Annotated in this window: 18 protein-coding genes; 11 read left to right on the top strand and 7 right to left on the bottom strand. The window is 65.2% G+C overall.

What is annotated here, in order from left to right; genetic code table 11:
- The first annotated feature begins 51 nt into the window (after positions 1 to 51).
- Positions 52 to 3573: a hypothetical protein gene (locus AC1DYM_RS14875; protein WP_477339577.1), complete on the top strand. Its 3522-nt coding sequence runs from the start codon at positions 52 to 54 to the stop codon at positions 3571 to 3573.
- 17 nt (positions 3574 to 3590) lie between these two features.
- On the opposite strand, the gene AC1DYM_RS14870 is transcribed toward AC1DYM_RS14875, so the two are convergent.
- Positions 3591 to 4988 (bottom strand): class II fumarate hydratase, encoded by a 1398-nt coding sequence (locus AC1DYM_RS14870; RefSeq protein ID WP_477339575.1) that lies wholly within the window; start codon positions 4986 to 4988, stop codon positions 3591 to 3593.
- A gap of 230 nt (positions 4989 to 5218) precedes the next feature.
- Between AC1DYM_RS14870 and purB the strand changes: the two genes are divergently transcribed.
- The gene (gene purB, locus AC1DYM_RS14865; RefSeq protein WP_477339573.1) at positions 5219 to 6586 is read left to right on the top strand and encodes an adenylosuccinate lyase; all 1368 of its coding nucleotides are present in this window, start codon (positions 5219 to 5221) and stop codon (positions 6584 to 6586) included.
- Positions 6587 to 6654: 68 nt separating this feature from the next.
- On the opposite strand, the gene AC1DYM_RS14860 is transcribed toward purB, so the two are convergent.
- Entirely contained in the window at positions 6655 to 6828 is a 174-nt protein-coding gene (locus tag AC1DYM_RS14860; protein ID WP_477339571.1) for a hypothetical protein, read from the bottom strand.
- A 219-nt stretch (positions 6829 to 7047) separates the two neighbouring features.
- On the opposite strand from AC1DYM_RS14860, the gene AC1DYM_RS14855 reads away from it, so the two are divergent.
- From AC1DYM_RS14855 to pilH, 8 genes are all read left to right on the top strand, one after another.
- Positions 7048 to 8031 carry a hypothetical protein gene (locus tag AC1DYM_RS14855; RefSeq protein WP_477339569.1) on the top strand — a complete coding sequence of 328 codons (984 nt, stop codon included), beginning with the start codon at positions 7048 to 7050 and terminating at the stop codon, positions 8029 to 8031.
- A gap of 33 nt (positions 8032 to 8064) precedes the next feature.
- A complete protein-coding gene (locus tag AC1DYM_RS14850) occupies positions 8065 to 9267 on the top strand; it encodes a JmjC domain-containing protein (protein ID WP_477339567.1) in 1203 nt (400 codons plus the stop codon).
- Complete coding sequence (locus AC1DYM_RS14845; protein WP_477339565.1) at positions 9264 to 9758, top strand: DUF7931 domain-containing protein; 495 nt, start codon at positions 9264 to 9266, stop codon at positions 9756 to 9758. Before AC1DYM_RS14850 ends, AC1DYM_RS14845 begins: the two co-directional genes overlap by 4 nt.
- A gap of 132 nt (positions 9759 to 9890) precedes the next feature.
- The gene (locus AC1DYM_RS14840; protein WP_477339563.1) at positions 9891 to 12743 is read left to right on the top strand and encodes a 2-oxoglutarate dehydrogenase E1 component; all 2853 of its coding nucleotides are present in this window, start codon (positions 9891 to 9893) and stop codon (positions 12741 to 12743) included.
- Between the two features lie 7 nt (positions 12744 to 12750).
- Positions 12751 to 13941 (top strand): 2-oxoglutarate dehydrogenase complex dihydrolipoyllysine-residue succinyltransferase, encoded by a 1191-nt coding sequence (odhB, locus tag AC1DYM_RS14835; protein ID WP_477339561.1) that lies wholly within the window; start codon positions 12751 to 12753, stop codon positions 13939 to 13941.
- Positions 13942 to 14051: 110 nt separating this feature from the next.
- Entirely contained in the window at positions 14052 to 15479 is a 1428-nt protein-coding gene (lpdA, locus tag AC1DYM_RS14830) for a dihydrolipoyl dehydrogenase (RefSeq protein ID WP_477339559.1), read from the top strand.
- 237 nt (positions 15480 to 15716) lie between these two features.
- Positions 15717 to 16298, top strand: a complete 582-nt coding sequence (locus tag AC1DYM_RS14825) for an LOG family protein (protein WP_477339650.1) — start codon at positions 15717 to 15719, stop codon at positions 16296 to 16298.
- Positions 16299 to 16534: 236 nt separating this feature from the next.
- A complete protein-coding gene (pilH, locus tag AC1DYM_RS14820) occupies positions 16535 to 16900 on the top strand; it encodes a twitching motility response regulator PilH (RefSeq protein ID WP_046969102.1) in 366 nt (121 codons plus the stop codon).
- Between the two features lie 61 nt (positions 16901 to 16961).
- Here the strand turns inward: pilH and AC1DYM_RS14815 are convergent, their stop codons facing one another.
- Positions 16962 to 17879 (bottom strand): DnaJ C-terminal domain-containing protein, encoded by a 918-nt coding sequence (locus AC1DYM_RS14815; protein WP_477339556.1) that lies wholly within the window; start codon positions 17877 to 17879, stop codon positions 16962 to 16964.
- 90 nt (positions 17880 to 17969) lie between these two features.
- Complete coding sequence (locus AC1DYM_RS14810; RefSeq protein ID WP_477339554.1) at positions 17970 to 18422, bottom strand: Hsp20/alpha crystallin family protein; 453 nt, start codon at positions 18420 to 18422, stop codon at positions 17970 to 17972.
- A 156-nt stretch (positions 18423 to 18578) separates the two neighbouring features.
- Here AC1DYM_RS14810 and AC1DYM_RS14805 point away from each other — a divergent pair, with 156 nt between their 5' ends.
- Entirely contained in the window at positions 18579 to 19061 is a 483-nt protein-coding gene (locus tag AC1DYM_RS14805) for a redoxin family protein (protein ID WP_477339552.1), read from the top strand.
- Positions 19062 to 19110: 49 nt separating this feature from the next.
- Here the strand turns inward: AC1DYM_RS14805 and gyrA are convergent, their stop codons facing one another.
- The 3 genes from gyrA to mtnA all read right to left on the bottom strand — a co-directional run bounded on the left by gyrA (position 19111) and on the right by mtnA (position 23304).
- Positions 19111 to 21741, bottom strand: a complete 2631-nt coding sequence (gene gyrA / locus AC1DYM_RS14800) for a DNA gyrase subunit A (RefSeq protein WP_477339550.1) — start codon at positions 21739 to 21741, stop codon at positions 19111 to 19113.
- Between the two features lie 139 nt (positions 21742 to 21880).
- The gene (locus AC1DYM_RS14795; protein WP_477339548.1) at positions 21881 to 22294 is read right to left on the bottom strand and encodes a GtrA family protein; all 414 of its coding nucleotides are present in this window, start codon (positions 22292 to 22294) and stop codon (positions 21881 to 21883) included.
- Positions 22291 to 23304 (bottom strand): S-methyl-5-thioribose-1-phosphate isomerase, encoded by a 1014-nt coding sequence (gene mtnA, locus AC1DYM_RS14790; protein WP_477339648.1) that lies wholly within the window; start codon positions 23302 to 23304, stop codon positions 22291 to 22293. Before mtnA ends, AC1DYM_RS14795 begins: the two co-directional genes overlap by 4 nt.
- Positions 23305 to 23395: the final 91 nt, after the last annotated feature.

The raw sequence follows: 23395 nt of genomic DNA, 5'->3' as shown, positions 1-23395 counted from the left end.
GTTCGCATGAGCCGGACCACGAGCTCGCATCCACGGCAGGGGACCCTCGCCATGACGACCGAAGACGCCGCGCCAGCGGAGCCAACCGCGGAGAGCGAGCGCGAAGCGCTGGCACGCCGCCGCGCCGCCGCCGGCATCGATCCCGCCGCGCCGCACATCGGACTGGCGCTCTCGGGGGGCGGCATTCGCAGCGCCACGTTCTGCCTGGGCCTGTTGAGGGCTCTGGCAAAGAACGGCGTGCTCCACCGCTTCGACTACCTTTCCACCGTCTCCGGTGGTGGCTACATCGGCTCGGCATGGGGTCGGCTGTTCAACGGCACGCCCGAAGGAACGCCCGAGGCCGTGACCAAAGGTGTCGCCGCGGACGGCTCGGTTTTCCTCTGGTGGTTGCGCAATAACGGCCGCTTCCTCGCGCCCGCCGGCGCTGCCGACCTGCTGCAGGCCGCGGCCAGCCAGTTGCGAGGCTTCATCGCGACTCACGTGGAAGTGGCCGCGCTCGCGACCCTGCTCACCTGCGTGGTCACCCTCCCGCACCTCGCCTATGCGTGGTTGATCGCCGGTACCGGGGTCATGCCCGTGGCGATGAGCGTGTGGTGGTGGTTGCTACCCGTGCCCGCGGCAACCGGACTGGTCATCTGCTATGGCTACTGGTTCCTGGGACGAGCGACCTGGGGCGGCTTCGCCACCGCACTCCTGGCGGGCGTCATCGGCGTCGCGCTGGCGATGCATGCGGTCTCGGCTGCCGCGTCCCTCGAAACCACCTTGCTTGGGCTGGGCGCCATCGCCTTGCTACCGACACCGCTCGCGTGGATCTGCTCACGGATCACCGGCCTTCGCCACGCCCGTGCGCAGGACCGCGTGCGCTATACGGCGGGTCTCGCCCGTAGCCTCAGGGCAGGCGCCCTGATCTTCGCCCTGGGGCTCCTCGACATGGCGAGCTGGTACCTGCGCGAATGGCTGAACGCCCGGACATTCTTCGGCCCCGCGGGAGGCAGCATGGCCACCGGCGTGGGTATCACGACGGTGTTGATCGGCATCGTGCGCCTCGTCCTGCCCGCGCTTCAGGGGGCCAGCAAGGGCAGCATGGCAAAACTGCCATGGGCCGCCATTGCCAATGTGCTTGGCCTGGTCCTCATCGTCGCGCTGGCCTTGTTCTGGACAACGATCTTCCAGACCCTGGTTTTTCCGTTCGAAGGCCTGGCACCCGGCGAAAGCTCCATCGGTTCCTACCTGCGCTGGAGCGGTGTCGCGCTCGTCGGCGTGCTTTACCTGCTCTTCAATGGTCGTTCGCTGGCCCAACTCAATGAATCGTCGCTGCACTACTTCTATCGTTCGCGCATCGCACGCGCCTACGTCTCGGTCGGCAACACAGCAGCGACGCCGGGTGCGGCGCATCCCCGGTTTCCAGTCAGCGTCGTCTCGGCCAACAACCGGACAGTGAGCGGTGCGATCGTCAAGGTCACCCGTCTCCTGGATGGCGACGACCCATGCATGACCGACTATGCGCCTCACCGTCACGGCGGTCCGATCCATCTGGTCAATTGCTGCGTCAACCAGACTGTCGACGATCGCACCGACACGTACAACGCCGACCGCAAGGGCGTCGCCCTCACCGTGAGCGCACTAGGTGTCGAAACCGGCACGCATGGGCCCGTCGCCGGTTCGCAGACCAGTCTCGCGGGGACCACGTTGGCGGAGTGGATCGCCATCTCCGGTGCTGCCCTGGGCTCGGGCATGGGTTCATTGACCCGTCCTGGCGTGGCGGCGTTGTCGTTCCTCAGTGGCCTGCGTCTCGGTTACTGGCAGGAGAACCTCGCCGACAGTCGCGCGGAGAAGCCCGCCATCGTCGCCAAGTACACGTCGTTGCTGCGCGAGATGTTCGCGCGCTTTCCGGGACTTGGTAGCCCGCAGTGGTACCTGTCCGACGGTGGCCATTTTGACAACACCGGTGTCTATGCGCTGCTCAAGCGGGAGCTGCAGACCATCGTGCTGGCCGACTGCGGTGCCGATCCCGACTACCTGTTCGCCGATGTCGAGAACCTGATCCGCAAGGCGCGTATCGACTACGACGCGGCCATCGAATTCATCGACCCCGGCGCACTTGGCCACGCCGCCGGTGCGCTGGCGTCGCGTTTCGGCACGCCCTCCACGGTCGCTCCGACTCCCGGAAACGCGAGCCTCCTGTTGGCCCGCGTTTCGTACGCCAGCGGCAAGCGCGGCTGCCTGCTGATCGTCAAGCCCCACCTGCCCCCGGACATGCCGCTCGACGTCGCTGGCTATGCCGATCGCGATGCGACCTTTCCGCAGCAGAGCACCGCGAACCAGTTCTTCAGCGAGGCGCAGTGGGAAAGTTACTGTGAATTGGGCGTCTTGCTCGGCACGCCGGTGAACGCCGACCTGCTCGCGTCCGTGTACGAGTGGGCGTGGCTGACGCCGATCATCGGCACCGATGCCGGCCAGTTGTCCGCACCGGTGACGGTACCCAGCCGCGCACAACGCATCGCCACCACCGTGGGGACGTCCATCGGTGTCGGCGCGTTGCTGACCGGATTGCTCGCGGGTTGGCAAGCCTGGGATGCCCACAGCGAGCAACTGGCGCAAGCGCAGGCCGCGAGCGCGGCGGAGGCGCGGCGGATCAGCCAGGAGACAACAGCGGTCATGACGTCGGTATCGGCCGCCGACCTTCACGGCGCTCCCTACAACAACGAAATCAACGGTCGCCTCGTCATCCTGACCAACGACTTGCAGGGTCGTACGCTGACTTCCAGTCAACGCGACCTGATGCAGAACCTCTGGGCTACCGTGCAGTCGATTTGCGACCGCACCGCCCAGACCACGACGGAGGAAAGCGAGCTCTGGTCCGAATGCCAGCAGCAGGCTGGCCTGGTAAACACCCTGGGCACGGTACCGCTCAGCGAATGGACGGCCGCGATGCGTAACTATGACCGCTGGCGAGACGCTGCGGAAAACACGGTGAATGCAGCAGCGTCGATCACCGCGGCATCCCCGGCACCTCCGCCGCCCATGCTCGAAGCATTGCCACCGCCTCCGCCACCGACGCCGCCCGAGCCCTCGCCAACCACGGCGACGGTGTCTGCATCGGCACCGTCCAGACCGGTCGCGTTGCCGGCGAGCCCTGCCCTCCCGGCTGCAAAGCCTACGCTTGCCGTCAACGCCGTCGACGCCGTTGCGCTACGCAAGCGCGTCGTCGATGCCTGCGGCCAGACGAAACAGGCCTTCCTGCTGTACACGCAAATCTACGACGACCGCCAGAGGGACGAGGTCATGGCGAGTCTCGCACCCGTACGCGATCTCGGCATCGTGGTGCCAGGCATCGAGAACGTCAGCGATACCGCGCGTCGCTCGGGCCAGCGCACGCCGTTCGAGTGGCGCACACCGACCGTGCTCTACGCGCCGCAGGGTGCCGCGTGTGCCACCGCCCTGGTCGCCTGGGCCAATACGGCGCTTCCCGCCCTGGCAAAGCAGCCGGCTCGCGCCGTCGCCTTGCCGCCGGGAAGCGGTCAGCCCAATGTCCTGGAATTGTGGATACCACGGCCGCGAGCCGGCCGCTGACGCTTCAGGCGGCCACCTCAGCCACCGCCGCCACCGCCCCCGTGGATGCCGCCCTTGGTCAGCGCCGCTGGGTCGAGCAACTTGGCGAGTTCGGCCTTGGACAGCCCTGTCGTCTCGAGGGCGACATCCATGATCGGGCGCTTTTCCTTGTAGGCCTGCTTGGCCGTGGCGGCGCCCTTCTCGTAGCCGATGACCGGATTGAGCGCGGTTACCAGAATCGGATTCTTGTCGAGCGCTTCGCGGATGTGCTCTTCGTTGACCTTGAAGCCGGCAATGGCCTTGTCGGCCAGCAACACCATGACATTGGCAAGGATCTCGATCGACTGCAGCAGGTTGTACGCGATCACCGGCAGCATGACGTTGAGCTGGAAGTTGCCCGACAGACCACCGACGGCAATCGTCGCGTCGTTGCCGATAACCTGTGCAGCGACCATCGCGGCGGCTTCCGGAATCACCGGATTGACCTTGCCCGGCATGATCGACGAACCCGGCTGCAAGGCTGGCAGCTCGATTTCACCCAGGCCCGCCAGCGGACCGGAATTCATCCAGCGCAGGTCGTTGGCGATCTTCATGACCGCGACAGCCAGCGCGCGAAGCTGACCCGAGAGTTCCACTGGCGCATCCTGCGCGGCCATGCCCGCAAAGTAGTTTTCCGAGGATTCGAATTTCACGCCYGTAAGCTTCGACAGCTCCGCGGCAACCGCCGGGCCGAACTTCGGATCCGCGTTGATCCCGGTGCCCACCGCGCTCCCGCCCTGCGGCAGCCGGCGCGTGCGCTTGAGCGTATCGGTGATGCGTTCGGAGGCATCGGCGATCTGCGCCGACCAGCCCGAAAGTTCCTGACCGAAGGTGATCGGCATGGCGTCCATCAGGTGAGTGCGTCCGGTCTTGACCACCTTCTTCAGCTCTTTCGCCCGCGTGTCGATGGTCTTGCGCAGGTGCTTCAGCGCCGGCAGCAGCTTCTCCGTCGTCGCCAGTGTGGCGCTGACCAGGATGGCCGTGGGGATCACGTCGTTAGAACTCTGCCCCGCGTTGACGTGGTCGTTCGGGTGCACGGTCGTCCCAGCCGCACCGGCGAGATGCGCAATGACCTCGTTCGCATTCATGTTGGAACTGGTGCCCGAGCCGGTCTGGAAGACATCGATCGGGAAGTGCTCGTCCACGCCGCCAGCAGCCACCTGCTCGGCCGCAGCCCGGATGGCCTTCGCCGAGGCCTTGTCGAGGTGCCCGAGCTTGACGTTCGCCTCCGCCGCCGCCGACTTGATCAGGCCCAGCGCACGGATGAACTCGCGTGGCAGGGTCAGCCCCGAGACCGGGAAGTTATCCACCGCCCGCTGGGTCTGGGCGCCATAGAGGGCTTTGGCGGGTACCTTCAACTCGCCCATGCTGTCGCGTTCGGTGCGGAACTTGCTCATGCGGGGATCTCGGTAGGGGGACTCCCCTACAGTAAGGCCGATCCCTCCGCTTTTGTAGGAGCCGATTCATCGGCGAAGGGTGCTCGCCCCAACCCACCCCCWGCCCCAAACCGGCCCGCTGCCGCGGGATCGCCGATGAATCGGCTCCTACAGGGGGTCGAGCCGGGACCCCATTGCGCCCAATGACTTATAATCGCCGGCTGCTCCCGCCTCGCCTCCAGGATCGCCCCATGTCCCACGCCACGCTGACCGCCCTCTCGCCGCTGGATGGCCGCTACGCCTCCAAAGTGGAGCCGCTGCGCCCGATCTTCAGCGAATTCGGCCTCATGCATCGCCGCGTGCATGTGGAAATCCACTGGCTGCTGGCCCTGGCCGCGCACCCGGGCATCGTCGAGCTGCCGGCCTTTCCGGCCGACGCCGTGACCCGCCTGCTCGCCATCGCCGACGACTTCTCGATCGAAGACGGCGAACGCATCAAGGCCATCGAAGCGACGACGAACCACGACGTCAAGGCGGTCGAATACCTGATCAAGGAAAAGATCGGCAACGATCCCGCGCTCGCCCAGGCCAAGGAGTTCGTGCACTTCGCCTGCACCAGCGAAGACATCAACAACCTCGCCTACTCGCTGATGCTGCGCGATGCGCGTGAGTCGGTGCTGCTCCCGGCGCTGGACCAGGTCATCGCCAAGCTGCGCGGTCTCGCACACGAACACGCCGGCCTTTCCCTGCTCGCCCGCACGCATGGCCAGACCGCGTCGCCGACCACGATGGGCAAGGAAATCGCCAACGTCGTCGCGCGTCTCGAGCGCCAGCGTCGCCAGCTCGTCGCCATCGAGATTCCCGGCAAGATCAACGGTGCCGTCGGTAACTACAACGCGCACGTCATCGCCTATCCGGCGGTCGACTGGCCAGCGCTTGCCTCGAACTTCGTCGACGGCCTCGGCCTCACGTTCAACCCGTACACCACGCAGATCGAACCGCACGACGGCATCGCCGAGTTCGCCGACGTGCTGCGCCGGATCAACATCATCCTGATCGACCTCGCGCGCGACATCTGGGGTTACATCTCGCTCGGCTACTTCCGCCAGGCACTGAAGGCGGGCGAAGTCGGTTCGTCGACGATGCCGCACAAGGTGAACCCGATCGACTTCGAGAACGCCGAGGGCAACTTCGGCCTTGCCAACGCCCTGCTCGGCCACTTCGCCGAGAAACTTCCGATCAGCCGCTGGCAGCGCGATCTCACCGACTCCACCGTGCTACGCGCGCTGGGCACGGCCTACGGCCACTCGCTGGTCGCGATCGAATCGCTGCTCAAGGGCCTGGGCAAGCTCAACGTCAACGCCGACCGCGTCGCCGCCGACCTCGACAATAGCTGGGAAGTCCTCGCCGAAGCCGTGCAGACCGTCATGCGTCGTTTCGGCCTGCCGGAACCGTATGAGCAGCTTAAGGCACTCACGCGTGGCCAGGGCATCACGAAGGACTCGATGCGCGCGTTTATCGCTACGCTCGACCTGCCTGCCGATGCGAAGCAGGCGCTGGCGGAGCTGACGCCGGCCTCGTACATCGGTCTTGCGGACAAGCTCGCCAAAGCCATCTGATCGCGCGAAAACATCGTGCACAAAAAAGCCCGGCATGCAGATGCCGGGCTTTTTCGTATCTGCAGGCTTCAGTGGTGGTCGCGATCGTTGCAGTTGTTGTCGTGATGGTCACGATCGTCGCAATGGTGATCGGGGCCGTTGTTGTAGCGACCGGGTCCGCCATCGCGGTGATCGCGAATGAGACAACCGCTGAGGGACACAACAGACGAAAGAAGCACGACGATCAGAAGAAGGCGTTTCATGGGTGACTCCGGAGATAACGACGGCGCGTTATGTCGTTACAACGTACGCGCGGTTGCATCAAGGAGCGATGAAACGTGTTGTGCGCGTTACGCCTGGCGAGGAGCACACCGGGACGATATGATGCCGACCCTCGGGGGAAGGCGCGCCGTCGTCGAGCGGGCTTCCACGGTTCAGGTACCGCCGCAAAGGCGGGATAGTCACGTACAGGGAAGTCGACCATGTTCGTTCGCGCACTCGCATTTGCCGTCCTCCTGCTGCCCTCGCTTGCACATGCCAGCGCGATCCAGGACCTGGCCTCCGGCCAACTCGACAAGCTACATACGGTTTGCCATCCGATTCCGAGTCTGCCGCTGAATTACCTCACCGAGTTGAAGGGTATCGAGGCACCGGAAGACTGGCGGATATACATGGCGTTCGACGCGCAGGTGCAGTGGACCGAGTTCACTCACGAGCCTGCTTGCAAGACAGCGATGCTGGAGAACGCCGCGCAAGGCGCGGAGTTTTTCCTGAAGAACGAGCCGTCGACATCCAACTGGATCAACATGGCGCGGGGAAGCGAAGCGAAGGCACTCCTCATCCTTGCTGTGACAAGCGACCCGGCAATGAAAGGTGAACGCCTGAGCAGGGCCGACGCACTCATTGCCGAATACATCGCCAATGAAGCGCACGCGAAAGACCCCAAGAACATCGCACGCGGCATGGGCTATTACTTCCCCGCACATTGGTACCTCACCGCCGCAAAAGCGGCAGTGGAGCCGGCCGACGTCGATGCCATGCTCGCCAAGGCACTCCAGACGGCGCGCGCCGGCATCGCGAAAGCGACGGATAAATCCGAGCTCATGGAGCCTTATGGCATTGCACTGGGCGAAATCGCCAAGCGCGCGCCGAAGGGCAGCCCCGAGTGGCACAAGGCCATCGAGGAAAGCATCGACGCGTTCGACGCGAACCGCGCAACCGACCCCCTCGCCCCCTACAACATCGCCATCGACCGGATTCTGCTCGGCGACCTGCCGGCCGCTCACAAAGAGCTGCAGGGTCTTGCCGACGCCGGTCGCATCGACGACCAGATCTGCATGGGCCTGATGACCGACCCCGACCTCACGCCCCTGCGCGATGCGGAAATGCCCTGGTTCCGCCAGCTCGTCATCGACCGTTGCCAGCCGACGATCCAGCGCCTTCGCTCACGGACAGCGCACCCCTGAGACATGAGCCATAACGCGGCTACAATGCCGCCCATGGCCATCCAGACCCCCACCCGCAAGACCCTCCCGATCGAAGTGCGCGGCAGCGCCAGCCAGCCGCTCGGCATGAGCGCGACGCAGTTCCTGCGCAATTACTGGCAGAAGCGTCCGTTGCTCATCCGCAACGCCTTCCCGGACTTCCAGCCGCCGATCCAGCCCAACGACCTCGCCGGCCTGGCCTGCGAAGAGGGCGTGCTCGCCCGCCTCATCATTCATGACGAGAAGCGCGACCGCTGGACGGTCAAGAGCGGCCCCTTCGACGAGGCCGAATTCGGCAAGACGCCCAAGCGCGACTGGACCCTGCTGGTCCAGGACGTCGACAAGTGGGACGCCGACGTGGCCGGCCTGCTGGAGCATTTTTCCTTCCTGCCGAGCTGGCGGGTGGACGACGTGATGATCTCCTACGCCGAGGACGGCGGCGGCGTCGGCGCGCATGTCGACCAGTACGACGTCTTCCTGCTCCAGGGCATCGGCCAGCGCCATTGGGCGATCAGCGACGACCCGGACGCCCCGCTCGACTTCCGTACCGATGTCGAACTGAAGCAGCTCAAGGAATTCCTGCCGACCCACGAGTGGCTGCTCGAACCGGGCGATATGCTTTACCTGCCGCCGGGCGTGCCCCACGACGGCGTTGCCCTCGGCGACTGCATGACGCTCTCGGTCGGCATGCGCGCGCCGTCGCAGGCGGAACTCACCGGCGACCTCGCGGACTTCCTCGCCGAGCGTATGCCCGACGAGCTTCGCTACACCGATCCCGACCTCGTTCCCGCCAAGCGGGTCGGCGAGATCGATACGGCCGCCCTGAATCGCCTGCGCCAGGCCCTGCCCTTCGCGGCGGCGCTCGACCGCGACCTGCTGGCCGACTGGTTCGGCCGATTCATCACCCGCTATCGGAACGCCCAGGTACCCGCCGCGCCGCCCAAGCCGAGCACGGCTGCTGCGCTGGACAAGGCGCTCGACGGCGGTGCCGCCCTCGTCCGACACCCGTTCGCCCGCCTGGCCTGGGTCCGCGGCAAGAAGGACGCCACGCTTTATGTGAGTGGTCACGCCTACCCCTGCTCGCTCGACCTCGCCGAGCGACTGTCAGCCGAACGCGAGTTCCGGCTCGACGGTAAGGTGAAGGCGGCCGAACGCGAGGTGCTGCTCGCCCTGGTCAACGAGGGCCAGCTGATCGTCCGCAAGGGGCGCCGTCGGTGACCGGCACAGCGGACACGGTGCTGACTGTCGAGGACCGTGCCGGTCTCGAGGTTGCCCATGTCCGCTTGCTGACCCAGGCGCGTTACCGCACCGCGATGTATTTGCCCCGCATGGAGCCGGGCATCCTCGACAGTGAGGCGATTCTCACCGAGCTGCGCCGCCTGGCCACCAGCGGTCGGCAGGCCCAGGTCCGCATTCTCACCCACGACGCCGAACAGGCCCACCGGGAGGGGCACCGGCTGATCGCCCTCGCCCAGCGCCTGCCGACCGCCGTGTCGATCCGTGTGCCGGTGGATGAGACCCACCTCGACTATGCCTCGGCCTTCGTCGCCGATACTGCCCGTGGGTATCTGTTCAGGCCCGTCGCCAACCGCTACGAGGCGCGTGGCGACCTCGACGCCCCGGGTGAGACCTCTCGCCTGATGGCGTATTTCGACGAAGTCTGGGAGCGGGCGGAGCCGGCGTGGCAGATAAGACCACTCGGGATCTGAACGGCATACGAAACGTGAATCCGGGTTGGCGCGTCGCAGCACCACGGAGCTATACTTAACGGATTCTTATGCCGCGGCGCGTCCCCACGAGTCCAGCGGCAGCCCGTCCTTTTCGTGTGTGCCGGTGGTGACGTGAGCGCAAACCTGATCCGCGAGTTTTCCGAATCCTCCCAGCTCGCCGGCGGTAACGCCGACTACGTAGAGCAAGTCTACGAAGCATGGCTAGCCGATCCCGCCTCTGTTCCGGGCGAGTGGGATACCTATTTCAAATCCTTCAAGGGTCGCGAGGCCGGCGATGTCGCCCATTCCGGTGCCATTGCTCGTATCGAAGCCGCGCAGAAACAGCGCCGCACGGCCGCCGCGGCTCCCGCTGCCGGCTCCGCCGACAACGCCTACGCGCAGAAACAGGCCGGCGTGCTCCGCCTGGTCACGGCCTACCGCTCGCGCGGCCACATCGCAGCGCAGCTCGATCCACTCGGCCTGACCGTCCCGGATATCGACACCCCCGACCTCGGCCTGGCCTTCCACGGCCTCTCCGACGCCGATCTCGGTACGGAGTTCGACGCCGGCACCTTCGCCGGTGGCGGCCAGCGCATGCCGCTGCGCGACCTCCTCGCCAAGCTCAAGCAGATCTACACCGGCACCGTCGGCGCCGAGTTCATGTACATCTCCGACTACGAGCAGCGCTCGTGGATCTACTCGCGCCTGGAAAAGGCCGCCGGTTCGCCGGGCCTGCAGAAGGCCGAGAAAGTCCGCGTGCTCGAGGCCCTCACGGCCGCCGAAGGCCTGGAACGCTTCCTCCACACCAAGTACGTCGGCCAGAAGCGCTTCTCGCTCGAAGGCGGCGAAAGCATGATCCCGATGGTCGATGACATCGTCCGTGCCGCCGGCGACAACGGCGTCAAGGAAGTCATCATCGGCATGGCCCACCGCGGCCGCCTCAACGTCCTGGTCAACATCCTCGGCAAGGCGCCCTCGCAGCTTTTCAACGAGTTCGAAGGCAAGTTCGAGCATGACGACAGCCCGATGCATACGGGCGACGTGAAGTACCACCTGGGCTTCTCCGCCGACGTGAAGACGCCGAACGGTGGTGTCCACGTGGCGCTGGCGTTCAACCCGTCGCACCTGGAAATCGTCAACCCCGTGGTCGCCGGCTCCGTGCACGCGCGCCAGTCGCGCCGCCGCGACACCGCCCGCGAAAAGTCGATGGCCCTGATCATCCACGGCGACGCCGCCTTCGCAGGCCAGGGCGTCAACATGGAACTGATGCAGATGTCGCAGGCCCGTGGCTTCGCCATCGGCGGCACGCTGCACATCGTGATCAACAACCAGGTCGGCTTCACCACGTCCAAGCGCGAAGACGCCCGTTCCACGCTGTACTGCACCGACCTCTCCAAGATGGTCAACGCGCCGGTCTTCCACGTGAACGGCGACGATCCGGAAGCCGTGATCCAGGTCACCCGCCTGGCTTACGAGTTCCGCAAGCAGTTCAAGAAGGACGTGGTCATCGACCTCGTCTGCTACCGCCGTCACGGCCACAACGAGGCCGACGAGCCGGCAGCGACCCAGCCGCTCATGTACCAGGTCATCCGCAAGCGTCCGACCACGCGCGACCTCTTCGCGCAGGCGCTGGTGAAGTCCTCGGACATCGCCGCGGACGACGGCCAGAAGATGCTCGACGAGTATCGTGCCCGCCTCGAAAAGGGCGAGCCGCTGATCGCGATCGATCCGAACCCGACCCGCGACATCCCGGTCGACTGGACCCGCTTCCAGAAGACCAACCTGGCGATGGAAGCGAACACCGGTGTGCCGCGCGAGCAGCTGGCCAAGGTCTCCGATGTCCTCCTGACCATCCCGGCCGACGTCACGCTGCACGCGCGCGTCGCCAAGATCTACGACGACCGCCGCAAGATGGCCGCCGGCGAGCTCCCGGGTGACTGGGGCTTCGCCGAAAACCTGGCCTACGGCACGCTCATCGCCGAAGGCAACGACCTGCGCATCGTCGGTCAGGACGCCGGCCGCGGCACGTTCTTCCACCGCCACGCCGTGCTCCACGACCAGTCCAGCGACAACACCTACATGCCGCTGTCCAAGGTGCGCGCCGACGCCCGCGTCGACGTGATCGACTCGCTGCTGTCCGAAGAAGCCGTCATGGCCTTCGAATACGGCGAAGCGACCACCTCGCCGGACCAGCTCACCATCTGGGAAGGCCAGTTCGGCGATTTCGCCAACGGCGCCCAGGTCGTGATCGACCAGTTCATCAGCTCGGGCGAAGCCAAGTGGGATCGCCTCTGCGGCCTCACGCTGCTGCTGCCGCACGGCCAGGAAGGCGCGGGCCCGGAGCACTCCTCCGCTCGTCTGGAGCGCTTCCTCCAGCTGTGTGCGCTCGACAACATGCAGGTCTGCGTGCCGACCACCCCGGCCCAGGCGTTCCACATGATCCGCCGCCAGCAGGTGCGCCCGGTGCGCAAGCCGCTGATCGTGATGACACCGAAGTCCCTGCTCCGCCACAAGCTGGCCGTGTCGTCCCTCGATGAACTGGCCAATGGCAAGTTCCAGCTGGTGATCGGCGAACACCGCGATCTGCCGGCAAAGAAGGTCAAGCGCGTCGTGCTGTGCTCGGGCAAGGTCTACTACGACCTCCTCGAAGACGCCGACAAGCGCGGCCTGACCGACGTCGCCATCGTGCGCGTCGAGCAGCTCTATCCGTTCCCGCGTCCGGAAGTCTCGGCCGAACTGGAAAAGTTCGCTTCCGCCAAGGAAGTGGTCTGGGCCCAGGAAGAACCGATGAACCAGGGCGCCTGGTTCCAGATCCGTCACCACCTTCAGGCCTGCATCGGTTCGAAGCAGAGCCTGTCCTACGCAGGACGCTCGCGTTCGCCGTCGCCGGCTCCGGGCCATCTCAACACCTATATCGCCGAACAGACGGCGCTCGTCGAGCAAGCACTCGTCGCGCCAGTCGGCACCGATCACGCAGCGGAGTAAGGCAAGCATGTCCATCGAAGTCAAAGTCCCGGTCCTGCCCGAGTCGGTCTCGGACGCGCTCATCGCCACCTGGCACAAGAAGGCCGGTGATGCGGTCAAGCGTGACGAGAACCTGCTGGACCTCGAGACCGACAAGGTCGTGCTCGAAGTGCCCTCGCCGGTCGACGGCGTGCTGAAGGAAATCAAGTTCGAGGAAGGCTCGACGGTCACCAGCAGCCAGGTCATCGCCGTGATCGAGGAAGGCGCCGCCGCTGCCGCGCCCGCCCCGGCGCCGGCTGCTGCCGCCGCTGAGGCCCCGAAGGCCGAGAAGTCCGAAGCCGCCGCGCCGAAGGGCGTCGACGAGCTCTCCCCGGCCGGCCGCCGCGTCGCCGTCGAAGACAACATCGACCCCTCCAAGGTCGCCGGCACCGGCCGCGACGGCCGCGTCACCAAGGAAGACCTGGTCAACGCCGGCAAGGGTGGCACCGCCGCTCCCGCCGCCAAGCCGACCCCGGGCAGCCGTCCGGAAGAGCGCGTGGCCATGACGCGTATCCGTACGCGCATCGCCGAGCGCCTGATGCAGTCGAAGAATTCGATCGCGATGCTCACCTCGTTCAACGAAGTGAACCTCGCCGAGGTCGTCAAGCTGCGCAAGGCCCTGGGCGAGCAGTTCGAGAAGGCCAACGGCGTCAAGCTCGGCTTCATGAGCTTCTTCGTCAAGGCGGCCACCGAAGCGCTCAAGCGCTACCCGGTGATCAACGCCTCGGTGGACGGTTCGGACATCATCTATCACGGCTACCAGGACATCTCGATCGCCGTGTCGACCGAGAAGGGTCTGGTTACGCCGGTCCTCCGCGACGTGCAGGACATGTCCTTCGCCGATGTCGAGAAGGGCATCATCGGTTACGCCAAGAAGGCCCGCGACGGCAAGCTCGGCCTGGACGACCTCCAGGGCGGCACCTTCACGATCACCAACGGCGGCACCTTCGGTTCGCTGCTCTCCACCCCGATCGTGAACCCGCCGCAGAGCGCCATCCTCGGCATGCACACGATCAAGGAGCGCCCGATCGTCGAGAACGGCCAGGTGATCGCCGCCCCGATGATGTACATCGCGCTGTCGTACGACCATCGCATCATCGATGGCAAGGACGCCGTGCTCTTCCTGGTCGACATCAAGAACCAGCTGGAAAACCCGCAGCGGATGCTGCTCGGCCTTTGATGGTCGGCTAAACGTCAAATGTGAAGGCGGGAGTCGAAAGACTCCCGTTTTCATGTTCCGACCCCATATTGGGCGGTAGCAGATACCGCAGTGACATCCGGAGCAAAGCAATGAGCGACAAGTTCGACGTCATCGTCATCGGTGCGGGCCCCGCGGGCTATGTGGCCGCGATCCGCGCCGCGCAGCTGGGCCTCAAGACCGCCGTGGTCGACGCCTTCGTCGGCAAGGACGGCAAGGCCGCCCTCGGCGGTACCTGCCTGAACGTCGGTTGCATCCCGTCGAAGGCCCTGCTGGATTCGTCCAAGCAGTTCCACAACCTGACGCACAACTTCAAGGATCACGGCATCACCGCCGAGAATCCGCAGATCGACATCGGCACATTCATCGGCCGCAAGGACAAGATCGTCAAGCAGTTCACCGGCGGCGTGACCATGCTGTTCAAGGCGAACAAGGTCACCTCGTTCTTCGGCAAGGGCAAGCTCCTCAAGGGCAACCAGGTCGAAATCACCGGCAACGACGGCGCCGTCCAGACGATCTCCGCCACCAACGTCATCCTCGCCTCGGGCTCGGTGCCCATCGAGCTGCCGTTCGCGAAGTTCGACAACACGCACATCATCGACAACACCGGCGCGCTCGACCTCACCGCCGTGCCCAAGCGCATGGGCGTGATCGGCGCCGGCGTGATCGGCCTCGAGCTCGGCAGCGTGTGGAAGCGCCTGGGTTCCGACGTGACCGTGCTGGAAGCGCTGCCGAAGTTCCTCGCCGTCGCCGACCAGGACATCGCCAAGATGGCCGCCCGCGAATTCGCCAAGCAGGGCCTGGACATCAAGGTCAATGCCAAGGTGACCGCTGCCGAGGTCAAGGGTGACGAAGTCCATGTCAGCTACACCGACAAGGACGGCGCCGCTCAGTCGCTCGTCGTCGACAAGCTGCTGGTCGCGGTCGGCCGCCGTGCCTATACCGCCGGCCTGCTGGCCGACGACACCGGCGTGAAGCTCGACGAGCGCGGCCGCATCGTGGTCGACGAGCACAACCACACCGGCGTTGATGGCGTCTGGGCGATCGGCGATGCCGTGCGCGGCCCGATGCTTGCGCACAAGGGTTCCGAGGAAGGCGTCATGGTGGCCGAGCTCATCGCCGGCAAGCCGGGCCACATCAACCTCGACACCGTGCCCTGGGTCATCTACACCGAGCCGGAGATCGCCTGGGTCGGCAAGACGGAAGAGCAGCTCAAGGAAGAAGGCATCCCGTACAAGACCGGCGCCTTCCCGTTCGCTGCCAACGGCCGCGCCGTGGCGATGAACGAAGGCATCGGCCAGGTCAAGATGATCGCCCACGCGGAAACCGATCGCATCCTCGGCGTGCACATGGTCGGCCCGGTCGTCTCCGAGCTGATCCACGAGTGCGTCGTGGCGATGGAGTTCAAGGGCTCGTCGGAAGATCTCGCCCGCATCGTCCACGCTCACCCGGCCCTGTCGGAAGTCGTGCACGAAGCCGCCCTGTCGGTCGACAAGCGCGCCATCCACAAGGGCAACTGATCGCCCCTGTGTGACCCGAAGCCCGTCCATGCCCTTAGCATGGGCGGGCTTTATCGTTTCAGGTCCCTTGCTTGGTAGGAGCCGATTTATCGGCGATGGGTACTCGCGACACCGTTAGGGATCGCCGATGAATCGGCTCCTACCGAGCGAGAGCTATCCATGCCGGATGTCTTTATAGGACGGCATGGTTTGTGCCGTGCCGTCCTATAAACACATCGGAGACTCCCTATGCGCGACATCACATCCCTCTGCGTCTACTGCGGTTCCAGCAGCGGCGGTAACGCGGAATACACGGACGCGGCGAAGGCCTTCGGCACGCGCCTCGCGCAGGAGGGCATTGCCCTGGTCTACGGCGGTGGCAAGGTCGGCCTGATGGGCACGGTCGCGGACGCCGTCCTGGCCGCCGGCGGCCGGGTCATCGGCGTGATTCCGCGCCAGTTGGTCGAGAAGGAAGTCGCCCACGTCGGCCTCTCCGAACTCCAGGTGGTCGAGACCATGCACGAGCGCAAGACCCGGATGTACGAACTGTCCGACGCCTTCGTCGCCCTGCCCGGCGGCTTCGGCACCATGGACGAGATGTTCGAGATGCTCACCTGGGCTCAGCTCGGCTTGCACAGCTACCCCTGCGCCTTCCTCGACATACGCGGCTTCTACGCCGGCCTGGCTGCCAGCATGGACCACATGGTGGCCGAGGGCTTCGTCAAGAAGAACCAGCGCGACCAGGTCTGGTTTGGCGCCAGCATCGACGCCCTGTTCGACTGGATGAAGCATTACGAGTCGTCGTACACGCCGAAGTGGATCACCTCGGACGCCGTCTGATCGCCGATAAGATGGGCCTTTTCCGTCGACCGGCAGCTTGGACCGGTGCCTCAAACCCCTGTCAAAACAGGTTTCGACCGTTGCACCATTGATACAAGCGCGCCGGCCGGTAGAATGAGCGCACGCCAGAGGCGCAACGCGCGACGTATTTACGTCACCGCAGTATTCGAGACGGCCGCCTGGAAGGCGTCCGTCATCAAGGACAACACATCGGGCCTGGTCCCGGGGGAAAGTGAATGGCTCGTATCCTGATCGTCGACGATTCGCCGTCGCAGCTGCTGGGCATCAAGCGCATCGTTGAGAAACTGGGCCATGAGGCCATCACGGCCGAGGACGGCGCGCAGGGCGTGGAAGTCGCCAAGCGCGAAATTCCCGACCTGATCCTGATGGACGTCGTCATGCCGAACCTCAACGGGTTCCAGGCCACGCGCACGATCAGCAAGGAAGAGACGACCAAGCACATCCCGATCATCCTGGTGACCACCAAGGACCAGGACACGGACAAGGTCTGGGGCCTGCGCCAGGGCGCCAAGGACTACGTGGTAAAGCCCATCAAGGAAGAGGAGCTGGTCAAGGCCCTGAAGGAGCACCTGCCGGGCTGATGAATCGGCTCCCACCGAGCCCGCCATGTAGGTGGGCTCGGTAGATTTCAACGAGTTTTACCTAGCCCTGCCGCGGGTCGAACCCCGCAAACGCATCCTTGAATTCCGCGTAGGCCGCCTGCTCCTCGTGGGTCTCCGGCACCGGCACGCGGATCTCCAGTACGACAATCTGGTCGCCCGGCTCCGAGCCCGGCAGCCCGCGCCCCTTGAGACGCAGCTTGCGGCCCGATTGCGAACCCGCGGGAATACGCAGGTCCACATGCCCGCCCAGCGTCGGCACCGGCACCGTGGCACCCAACGCCGCTTCCCAGGGCGTGATCGGCAAGGTATGCGTCACCGTGCGACCTTCCAGGCGGAAACGCACATCGTCGCGGATACCGATCTCCAGTAACAGATCGCCCGACGGGCCACCGCCCATCCCGGGATGCCCCTGCCCGCCCAGGCGGATCGTCTGGCCTGGCGTGATGCCGGCCGGGATCTTCACCTCGAGGACGCGCTCGCCACCGGAGGCGTCATTGAGCACGACGCGGGTCTTGCCACCATTGAAGGCGGTCTGCAGGTCGGTTTCGATCTTCGCCTGGATATCGCGACCGCGCCGCGCCTGGGACTGCTGATGGCCCCTGCCGCGGCCTGCGCCGCCAAACAGGCTCTCGAAGAAATCGCTGAAGTCGCCGCCACCGCGGCCACCCATGTCACCGAAATCGTAGCTTCCACCGCCCTGGCCGAAGCCCGGCGGCGGGCGGAACTGCTCGCCCTGGCGGTAGCCACCGGCGCGCAGCTGATCGTAGGCCCTGCGCTTCTCGGGGTCCTTCAGGGCCTCGTTGGCCTCGTTGATCGCCTTGAATTTTTCTTCCGCACCCGGCTCCTTGTTCTTGTCCGGATGGTATTTGCGGGCGAGCTTGCGGTACGCCGCCTTGATCTCGGCGTCGGTCGCTTCGGGCTTCACCCCAAGTGCTTCGTAGTAATCCTTGAACTCCACAGGCTCTCCCGGGCTTGTGTCGAAAACAAAAAGCAGAATGCCCGCGGTGGCGCATGTCCACCGCGGGCCAGTTTACAAGCTTAAAGCGAATCAGCCCGCTGCGTTGATCTCAATGCGGCGCGGCGCGCTTTCAGCCTTCTTCGGAATCGCGATTTCGAGCACGCCATGCGCACCGGAGGCCGTAATGCCCTCCGCATTGGCGCTTTCCGGCAAGGTGAAGCTACGCGTGAAGGCACCCGTGGTGCGCTCGACGCGGCTGAACTTACCCTCGGTCTCGCTGGCGAATGCCTTACGCTCGCCCTTGATCGTGAGCACGTTCTTTTCCATCTGGATCTCGATATCGGCCAGGTTCACACCCGGCACGTCGGCGAGAATCAGGAAACGGCCGTCCTCTTCACGAACGTCCACACGCGGTACCCAAGCGGTCTGCGTGGTAGCCACCGGCGCGGCAATCTCGTTGCCGAAGAGCTGTTCGAAGACATTGCGGACGTCGCTGCCAAACACTGGCGCACGACGGAACGACACATGACGAAGCTGGTTCATCTGTTTGACTCCCAAGAAGTTTTTCGGCCCCGTGGCCGTCTGGGAACAAACATATGACCGACGCGCCGGGATTCAAGTGCCGCCCCTTCCGTGCCGATTGGGCGAGACGTGGCGTTCGCGCTAAGCTCGGACATCTCTCCCCACAAAGGACACCCCATGACCATCGCGGTTGGCGACAAGCTTCCGGATCACACCCTCACCCAGTTCAAGGACGGTCTCGAGACAGTCTCCAGCCTCGACGTCCTCGGCCAGGGCAGGGTCGTCGTGTTCGCGGTGCCGGGTGCCTTCACCCCCACCTGCTCGAACAAGCACCTGCCCGGCTACATCCAGCACATGGAAGACTTCCGCGAGCGCGGCATCAAGGTCGCCTGCATCTCGGTCAACGATGCTTTCGTGATGCACGCCTGGGGTATCTCACAGGGCGTGCCGGACGACCTGCTGATGCTGGGTGACGGCAATGCCACGTTCGCCATCGCCCTCGGCCTCGAGCTCGACGGCACAAAGAACGGCATGGGCATTCGCTCCAAGCGGTTCGCGATCTATGCCGAAGACGGCGTGGTGAAGGTGCTGCACGTGGAAGCACCCGGCGAGTTCCGCGTCACGGCCGCCGAGGCGATGCTCGAAGCCATCGACAAATAGGAAATACAGCAGCGCAAAAAAAACCCGCCTTTCGGCGGGTTTTTCGTTCTTACGCGTCGCTCGGCTCGTCACCGACAGGACCGCTTTCGATCGGCGGCAGGTCGGCGGCGACGTCACCGTCGATGACCTCACTCTCGCCTTCGATCTCCAGCTCTTCCTCGGCTTCCAGACGAACCACGCCGATGAGCGTCTCGTCCTTGGGCAACTTGATCAGCGTCACGCCCTGCGTGTTACGGCTCAGCTGCGAGACTTCCGACACGCGCGTACGGACCAGCGTGCCCTGGTCGGAGATCAGCATGAGCTGCTGCGTCTCGGTGACCTGGGTGGCTGCGACGAGGCTGCCGTTACGGTCCGAGCACTGGATGGCGATGACGCCCTGCGTGCCGCGGCCCTTCTTCGGGAACTCGTCGAGTGTCGTGCGCTTGCCGAAGCCACGTGCCGTCGCGGTGAGGATGTCGCCCTCACCCGCCGCCACGATGAGCGAGACCACTTCAGCCTCGTCGGCCAGGCGCATGCCACGCACGCCGGTAGCGGTACGACCCATCGAACGGACTGTGCCTTCATCGAAGCGCACCGACTTGCCGTTCGACGCGAACAGCAGGATGTCGCTCTCGCCGCCGGTCATCGCGACATCGACCAGGGCGTCACCCTCGTCGAGGTTGATGGCGGCCTTGCCCTTCTGCAGCTGGAACGCGAACTCGGTCAGCGGCGTCTTCTTCACCGTGCCCTTGCGGGTGGCGAAGAACACGAAGCAGGTGGGATCGTACTCGCGCACCGGCAACAGGGCCTGTACCTTCTCGCCCTCGCCCAGCGGCAGCAGGTTGACGATCGGCTTGCCACGCGCACCCGGGCCGGCTTCCGGCATCTGGTACACCTTGAGCCAGTAAACGCGACCGGTGCTGGTGAACGTCAGCAGCGTGTCATGGGTGTTGACTACCCACAGCTGCTGGACGACGTCTTCATCCTTCAGTGCCGAGGCCGAGCGCCCCTTGCCGCCACGCTTCTGCGCGCGGTAGAGGCTGGCCGGCTGCCGCTTGATGTAACCGGTGTGCGAGAGCGTCACCACCACGTCTTCCGGCGCGATGAGGTCGAGCACGTTCAGGTCTTCCTGCGAGTGCTGGATCTCGGTGCGACGCGCGTCGCCGTAGTCGGTGCGGATCTGTTCGAGCTCTTCGCGAATGACTTCGAGCAGGCGCGCCGGATTCTCGAGGATCTCGATGAGCGCGCGGATCGTGTTGAGGATTTCGCGGTACTCGTCCGAGAGCTTTTCCTGCTCCAGGCCGGTGAGGCGATGCAGACGCATCTGCAGGATTTCGGTGGCCTGCGCTTCGGACAGCTGGTAGCCGTTCTCGTTGAGACCGTCGCGCGGATCCATGTCTTCCGGACGCGACGACTCGGCACCGGTGGCAGCGAGCAGTGCCTTGACCAGGCCCGGCTCCCAGCGACGGGCGACCATGCGCTCGCGCGCCTCGGCCGACGATGCGGACGTGCGGATCAGCTCGATCATCTCTTCGATGTTGGCGAGCGCGACCGTGAGGCCTTCGAGGATGTGCGCGCGCTGGCGAGCCTTGCGCAGCTCGAAGATGGTGCGGCGCGTAACGACTTCACGGCGGTGGCGAATGAAGGCCTCGAGGATGTCCTTGAGGTTCATCAGCTTGGGCTGGCCGTCGAGCAGGGCCACCATGTTGATGCCGAAGGTGACCTGCAGCTGGGTCTGCTGGAACAGATTGTTCAGCACGACGTCGCCCATGGAATCGCGGCGGATCTCGATGACCACGCGCATGCCGTCCTTGTCGGACTCGTCGCGCAGCTCGCTGATGCCCTCGAGCTTCTTTTCCTTGACCAGCTCGGCGATCTTCTCGATCAGGCGAGCCTTGTTCACCTGGTACGGCAGCTCGTGGACGAGGATCGTCTCGCGGCCGTTCGCTTCGGTTTCGATCGAGGTGCGGGCACGCACGAGAATGCGGCCACGACCGGTGCGGTACGCCTCGACGATGCCGGACGAGCCGTTGATGATGCCGGCGGTCGGGAAATCCGGACCGGGGATGAAGGTCATCAGCTCGTCGACGCCGAGCGAGGGATCCTCGATCAGGCCGAGCACGGCGTTGATGACTTCGGTCATGTTGTGCGGCGGAATGTTCGTCGCCATGCCGACGGCGATGCCTGCCGAACCGTTGACGAGCAGGTTCGGCACGCGGGTCGGCAGGACCAGCGGCTCGTGTTCGCTTTCGTCGTAGTTCGGCCCGAAATCGACGGTTTCCTTGTCGATATCGGCCATCAGCTCATGCGTGAGGCGCGCCATGCGCACCTCGGTGTATCGCATGGCGGCGGCATTGTCGCCATCGACCGAACCGAAGTTACCCTGGCCGTCGACGAGCATGTAGCGCAGCGAGAACGGCTGCGCCATGCGGACGATCGTGTCGTAAACCGATGCGTCGCCGTGCGGATGGTATTTACCGATCACGTCACCGACCACGCGGGCCGACTTCTTGTACGGCTTGTTCCAGGCGTTGCTCAGCTCGTTCATGGCGAACAGCACGCGTCGATGTACCGGCTTGAGGCCGTCGCGCACATCGGGCAGTGCGCGCCCGACGATGACGCTCATCGCGTAGTCGAGATAGCTCTGACGCATCTCGTCTTCGATGTTGACGCGGATGACTTCTTTGGCGAGTTCTGCCATCAATCGGCTTCCTGGATATCCATCAATAGGCCCCCGCCGGCCGCGCGATTCGCGGTATCGCGACGCGGCCGACCCAACCCGTCGATGGTAGCACAACGGGCGTCTAAAAGACAGCTAAAAGACGTTCTAATTCAATGACTTACGCAGGTGTTTTGGCGGTACCGAAAAGCAGTGTCCTGGCGAACACGAAATTCGCCACGGAGCCCGCCACCGACCCTGCCGCCACGGCGACCGCAGGCCACTCGCGCAGCGCGGGAAACAGCTGGAACGCGAGCACGTAGACGCCGTTGTTCATCAAGGCGCCGACCGCCATCAGGCCCATCCAGTGGAGCCATTCAGCGCCCTGGCTACGGCCCGAATCGCGCTGCGCGAAGGTGTGGTTGCGGTTCCACCACCAGGTGACGGTCGCCGCGCTGAGGAACGATACGACGCGCGCGGTGTACACACTCCACCCCGCCAGGCCGACCAGGCCCTGCGCGATACCCGCATCCACGATGAAACCCAGCAGGCCACCCACCGCGAAAAGCGCGACTTCGCGGCGGAGAGGACTCACGGAAACAGGATCCGCATCTGTTCTTCATCCGGCTTGAGGATCACGCCGCGCTCGGTGACGATGGCGTCGATCAGGTCGGCCGGGGTCACGTCGAACACCGGGTTCCAGGCGTCGGCACCGTCGATCACGGTACGCGTGCCACCGATGGAAAGCAGTTCGGTCGCGTCGCGCAGCTCGATCTCGATATCCGCGCCAGTGGCCGTCGCCATGTCGACGGTCGTCGACGGCGCGACCACCATGAACTTCACACCGTGATGGCGTGCCGCGATGGCGAGCTGATAGGTACCGATCTTGTTGGCAGTGTCGCCGTTGGCGGCAATGCGATCGGCGCCGACGATCACCCACTTCACCTTGCCGTCCTTCATCAGGTGCGAGGCGGCGGAATCGGCGATGAGCTTGGCGGGGATGCCGTCGCGTACCAGCTCCCACATGGTGAGGCGTGCACCCTGCTGCCAGGGACGCGTCTCGCCGGCATAGACCTGCTCGATGTTGCCCATCGCGACACCGGCACGAATCACGCCCAGGGCGGTGCCGTAGCCAGCGGTGGCCAGTGAACCGGTATTGCAGTGGGTGAGCACGTGCGAGCCGGCTTCGATCAGCGAGGCACCGAGTTCGCCCATATGGCGGTTGGCGGCCAGGTCTTCGTCCTGGATGGCCTGCGCTTCGGTCTCCAGCGCAGCGGCATCGGCATCGGCGACGACACGCCGGTTCATGCGATCCAGCGCCCACATGAGATTCACCGCGGTGGGCCGCGCCGCGCGCAGCGTCGCCATCGCGGTGACGAGGTCTTCGCCCTTCTGCGCGGCGAGCACCACGCCCCACGCGGCGGCGATGCCAATGGCCGGAGCACCGCGTACGGCGAGGTCACGAATAGCGCGCGTGACGTCGTTCGAGTTCACGCAATCGAACCAGATTTCTTCCGCCGGCAGGCGGCGCTGGTCCAGCAGTCGAAGTCGATCGCCCTGCCACTGCACGGCGCGAATGGAGTCGTGGGAGTCGTTCGTAGTCATGCCGCCATTATCGCATCCGTGCGCGCTACCGCGCGAATCGCCGCTGAAGCGGCTCCACACACGACCTGCGTAGGCCTTGGCTCGCGCGTCC

It is taken from the genome of Luteibacter sp. P1_D3, from assembly GCF_056406135.1.
The sequence above is the reverse complement of the archived record's forward strand: the minus strand, read 5'-3'. Positions and strand labels throughout refer to the sequence as shown.

Excerpts from the sequence above, each read along its gene's own strand:
- AC1DYM_RS14875 (WP_477339577.1), top strand. The coding sequence starts at position 52 with ATGACGACCGAAGACGCCGCGCCAGCGGAGCCAACCGCGGAGAGCGAG.
- purB (WP_477339573.1), top strand. The coding sequence starts at position 5,219 with ATGTCCCACGCCACGCTGACCGCCCTCTCGCCGCTGGATGGCCGCTAC.
- AC1DYM_RS14860 (WP_477339571.1), bottom strand. The coding sequence starts at position 6,828 with ATGAAACGCCTTCTTCTGATCGTCGTGCTTCTTTCGTCTGTTGTGTCC.
- AC1DYM_RS14855 (WP_477339569.1), top strand. The coding sequence starts at position 7,048 with ATGTTCGTTCGCGCACTCGCATTTGCCGTCCTCCTGCTGCCCTCGCTT.
- AC1DYM_RS14850 (WP_477339567.1), top strand. The coding sequence starts at position 8,065 with ATGGCCATCCAGACCCCCACCCGCAAGACCCTCCCGATCGAAGTGCGC.
- odhB (WP_477339561.1), top strand. The coding sequence starts at position 12,751 with ATGTCCATCGAAGTCAAAGTCCCGGTCCTGCCCGAGTCGGTCTCGGAC.
- lpdA (WP_477339559.1), top strand. The coding sequence starts at position 14,052 with ATGAGCGACAAGTTCGACGTCATCGTCATCGGTGCGGGCCCCGCGGGC.
- pilH (WP_046969102.1), top strand. The coding sequence starts at position 16,535 with ATGGCTCGTATCCTGATCGTCGACGATTCGCCGTCGCAGCTGCTGGGC.
- AC1DYM_RS14810 (WP_477339554.1), bottom strand. The coding sequence starts at position 18,422 with ATGAACCAGCTTCGTCATGTGTCGTTCCGTCGTGCGCCAGTGTTTGGC.
- AC1DYM_RS14805 (WP_477339552.1), top strand. The coding sequence starts at position 18,579 with ATGACCATCGCGGTTGGCGACAAGCTTCCGGATCACACCCTCACCCAG.
- gyrA (WP_477339550.1), bottom strand. The coding sequence starts at position 21,741 with ATGGCAGAACTCGCCAAAGAAGTCATCCGCGTCAACATCGAAGACGAG.
- mtnA (WP_477339648.1), bottom strand. The coding sequence starts at position 23,304 with ATGACTACGAACGACTCCCACGACTCCATTCGCGCCGTGCAGTGGCAG.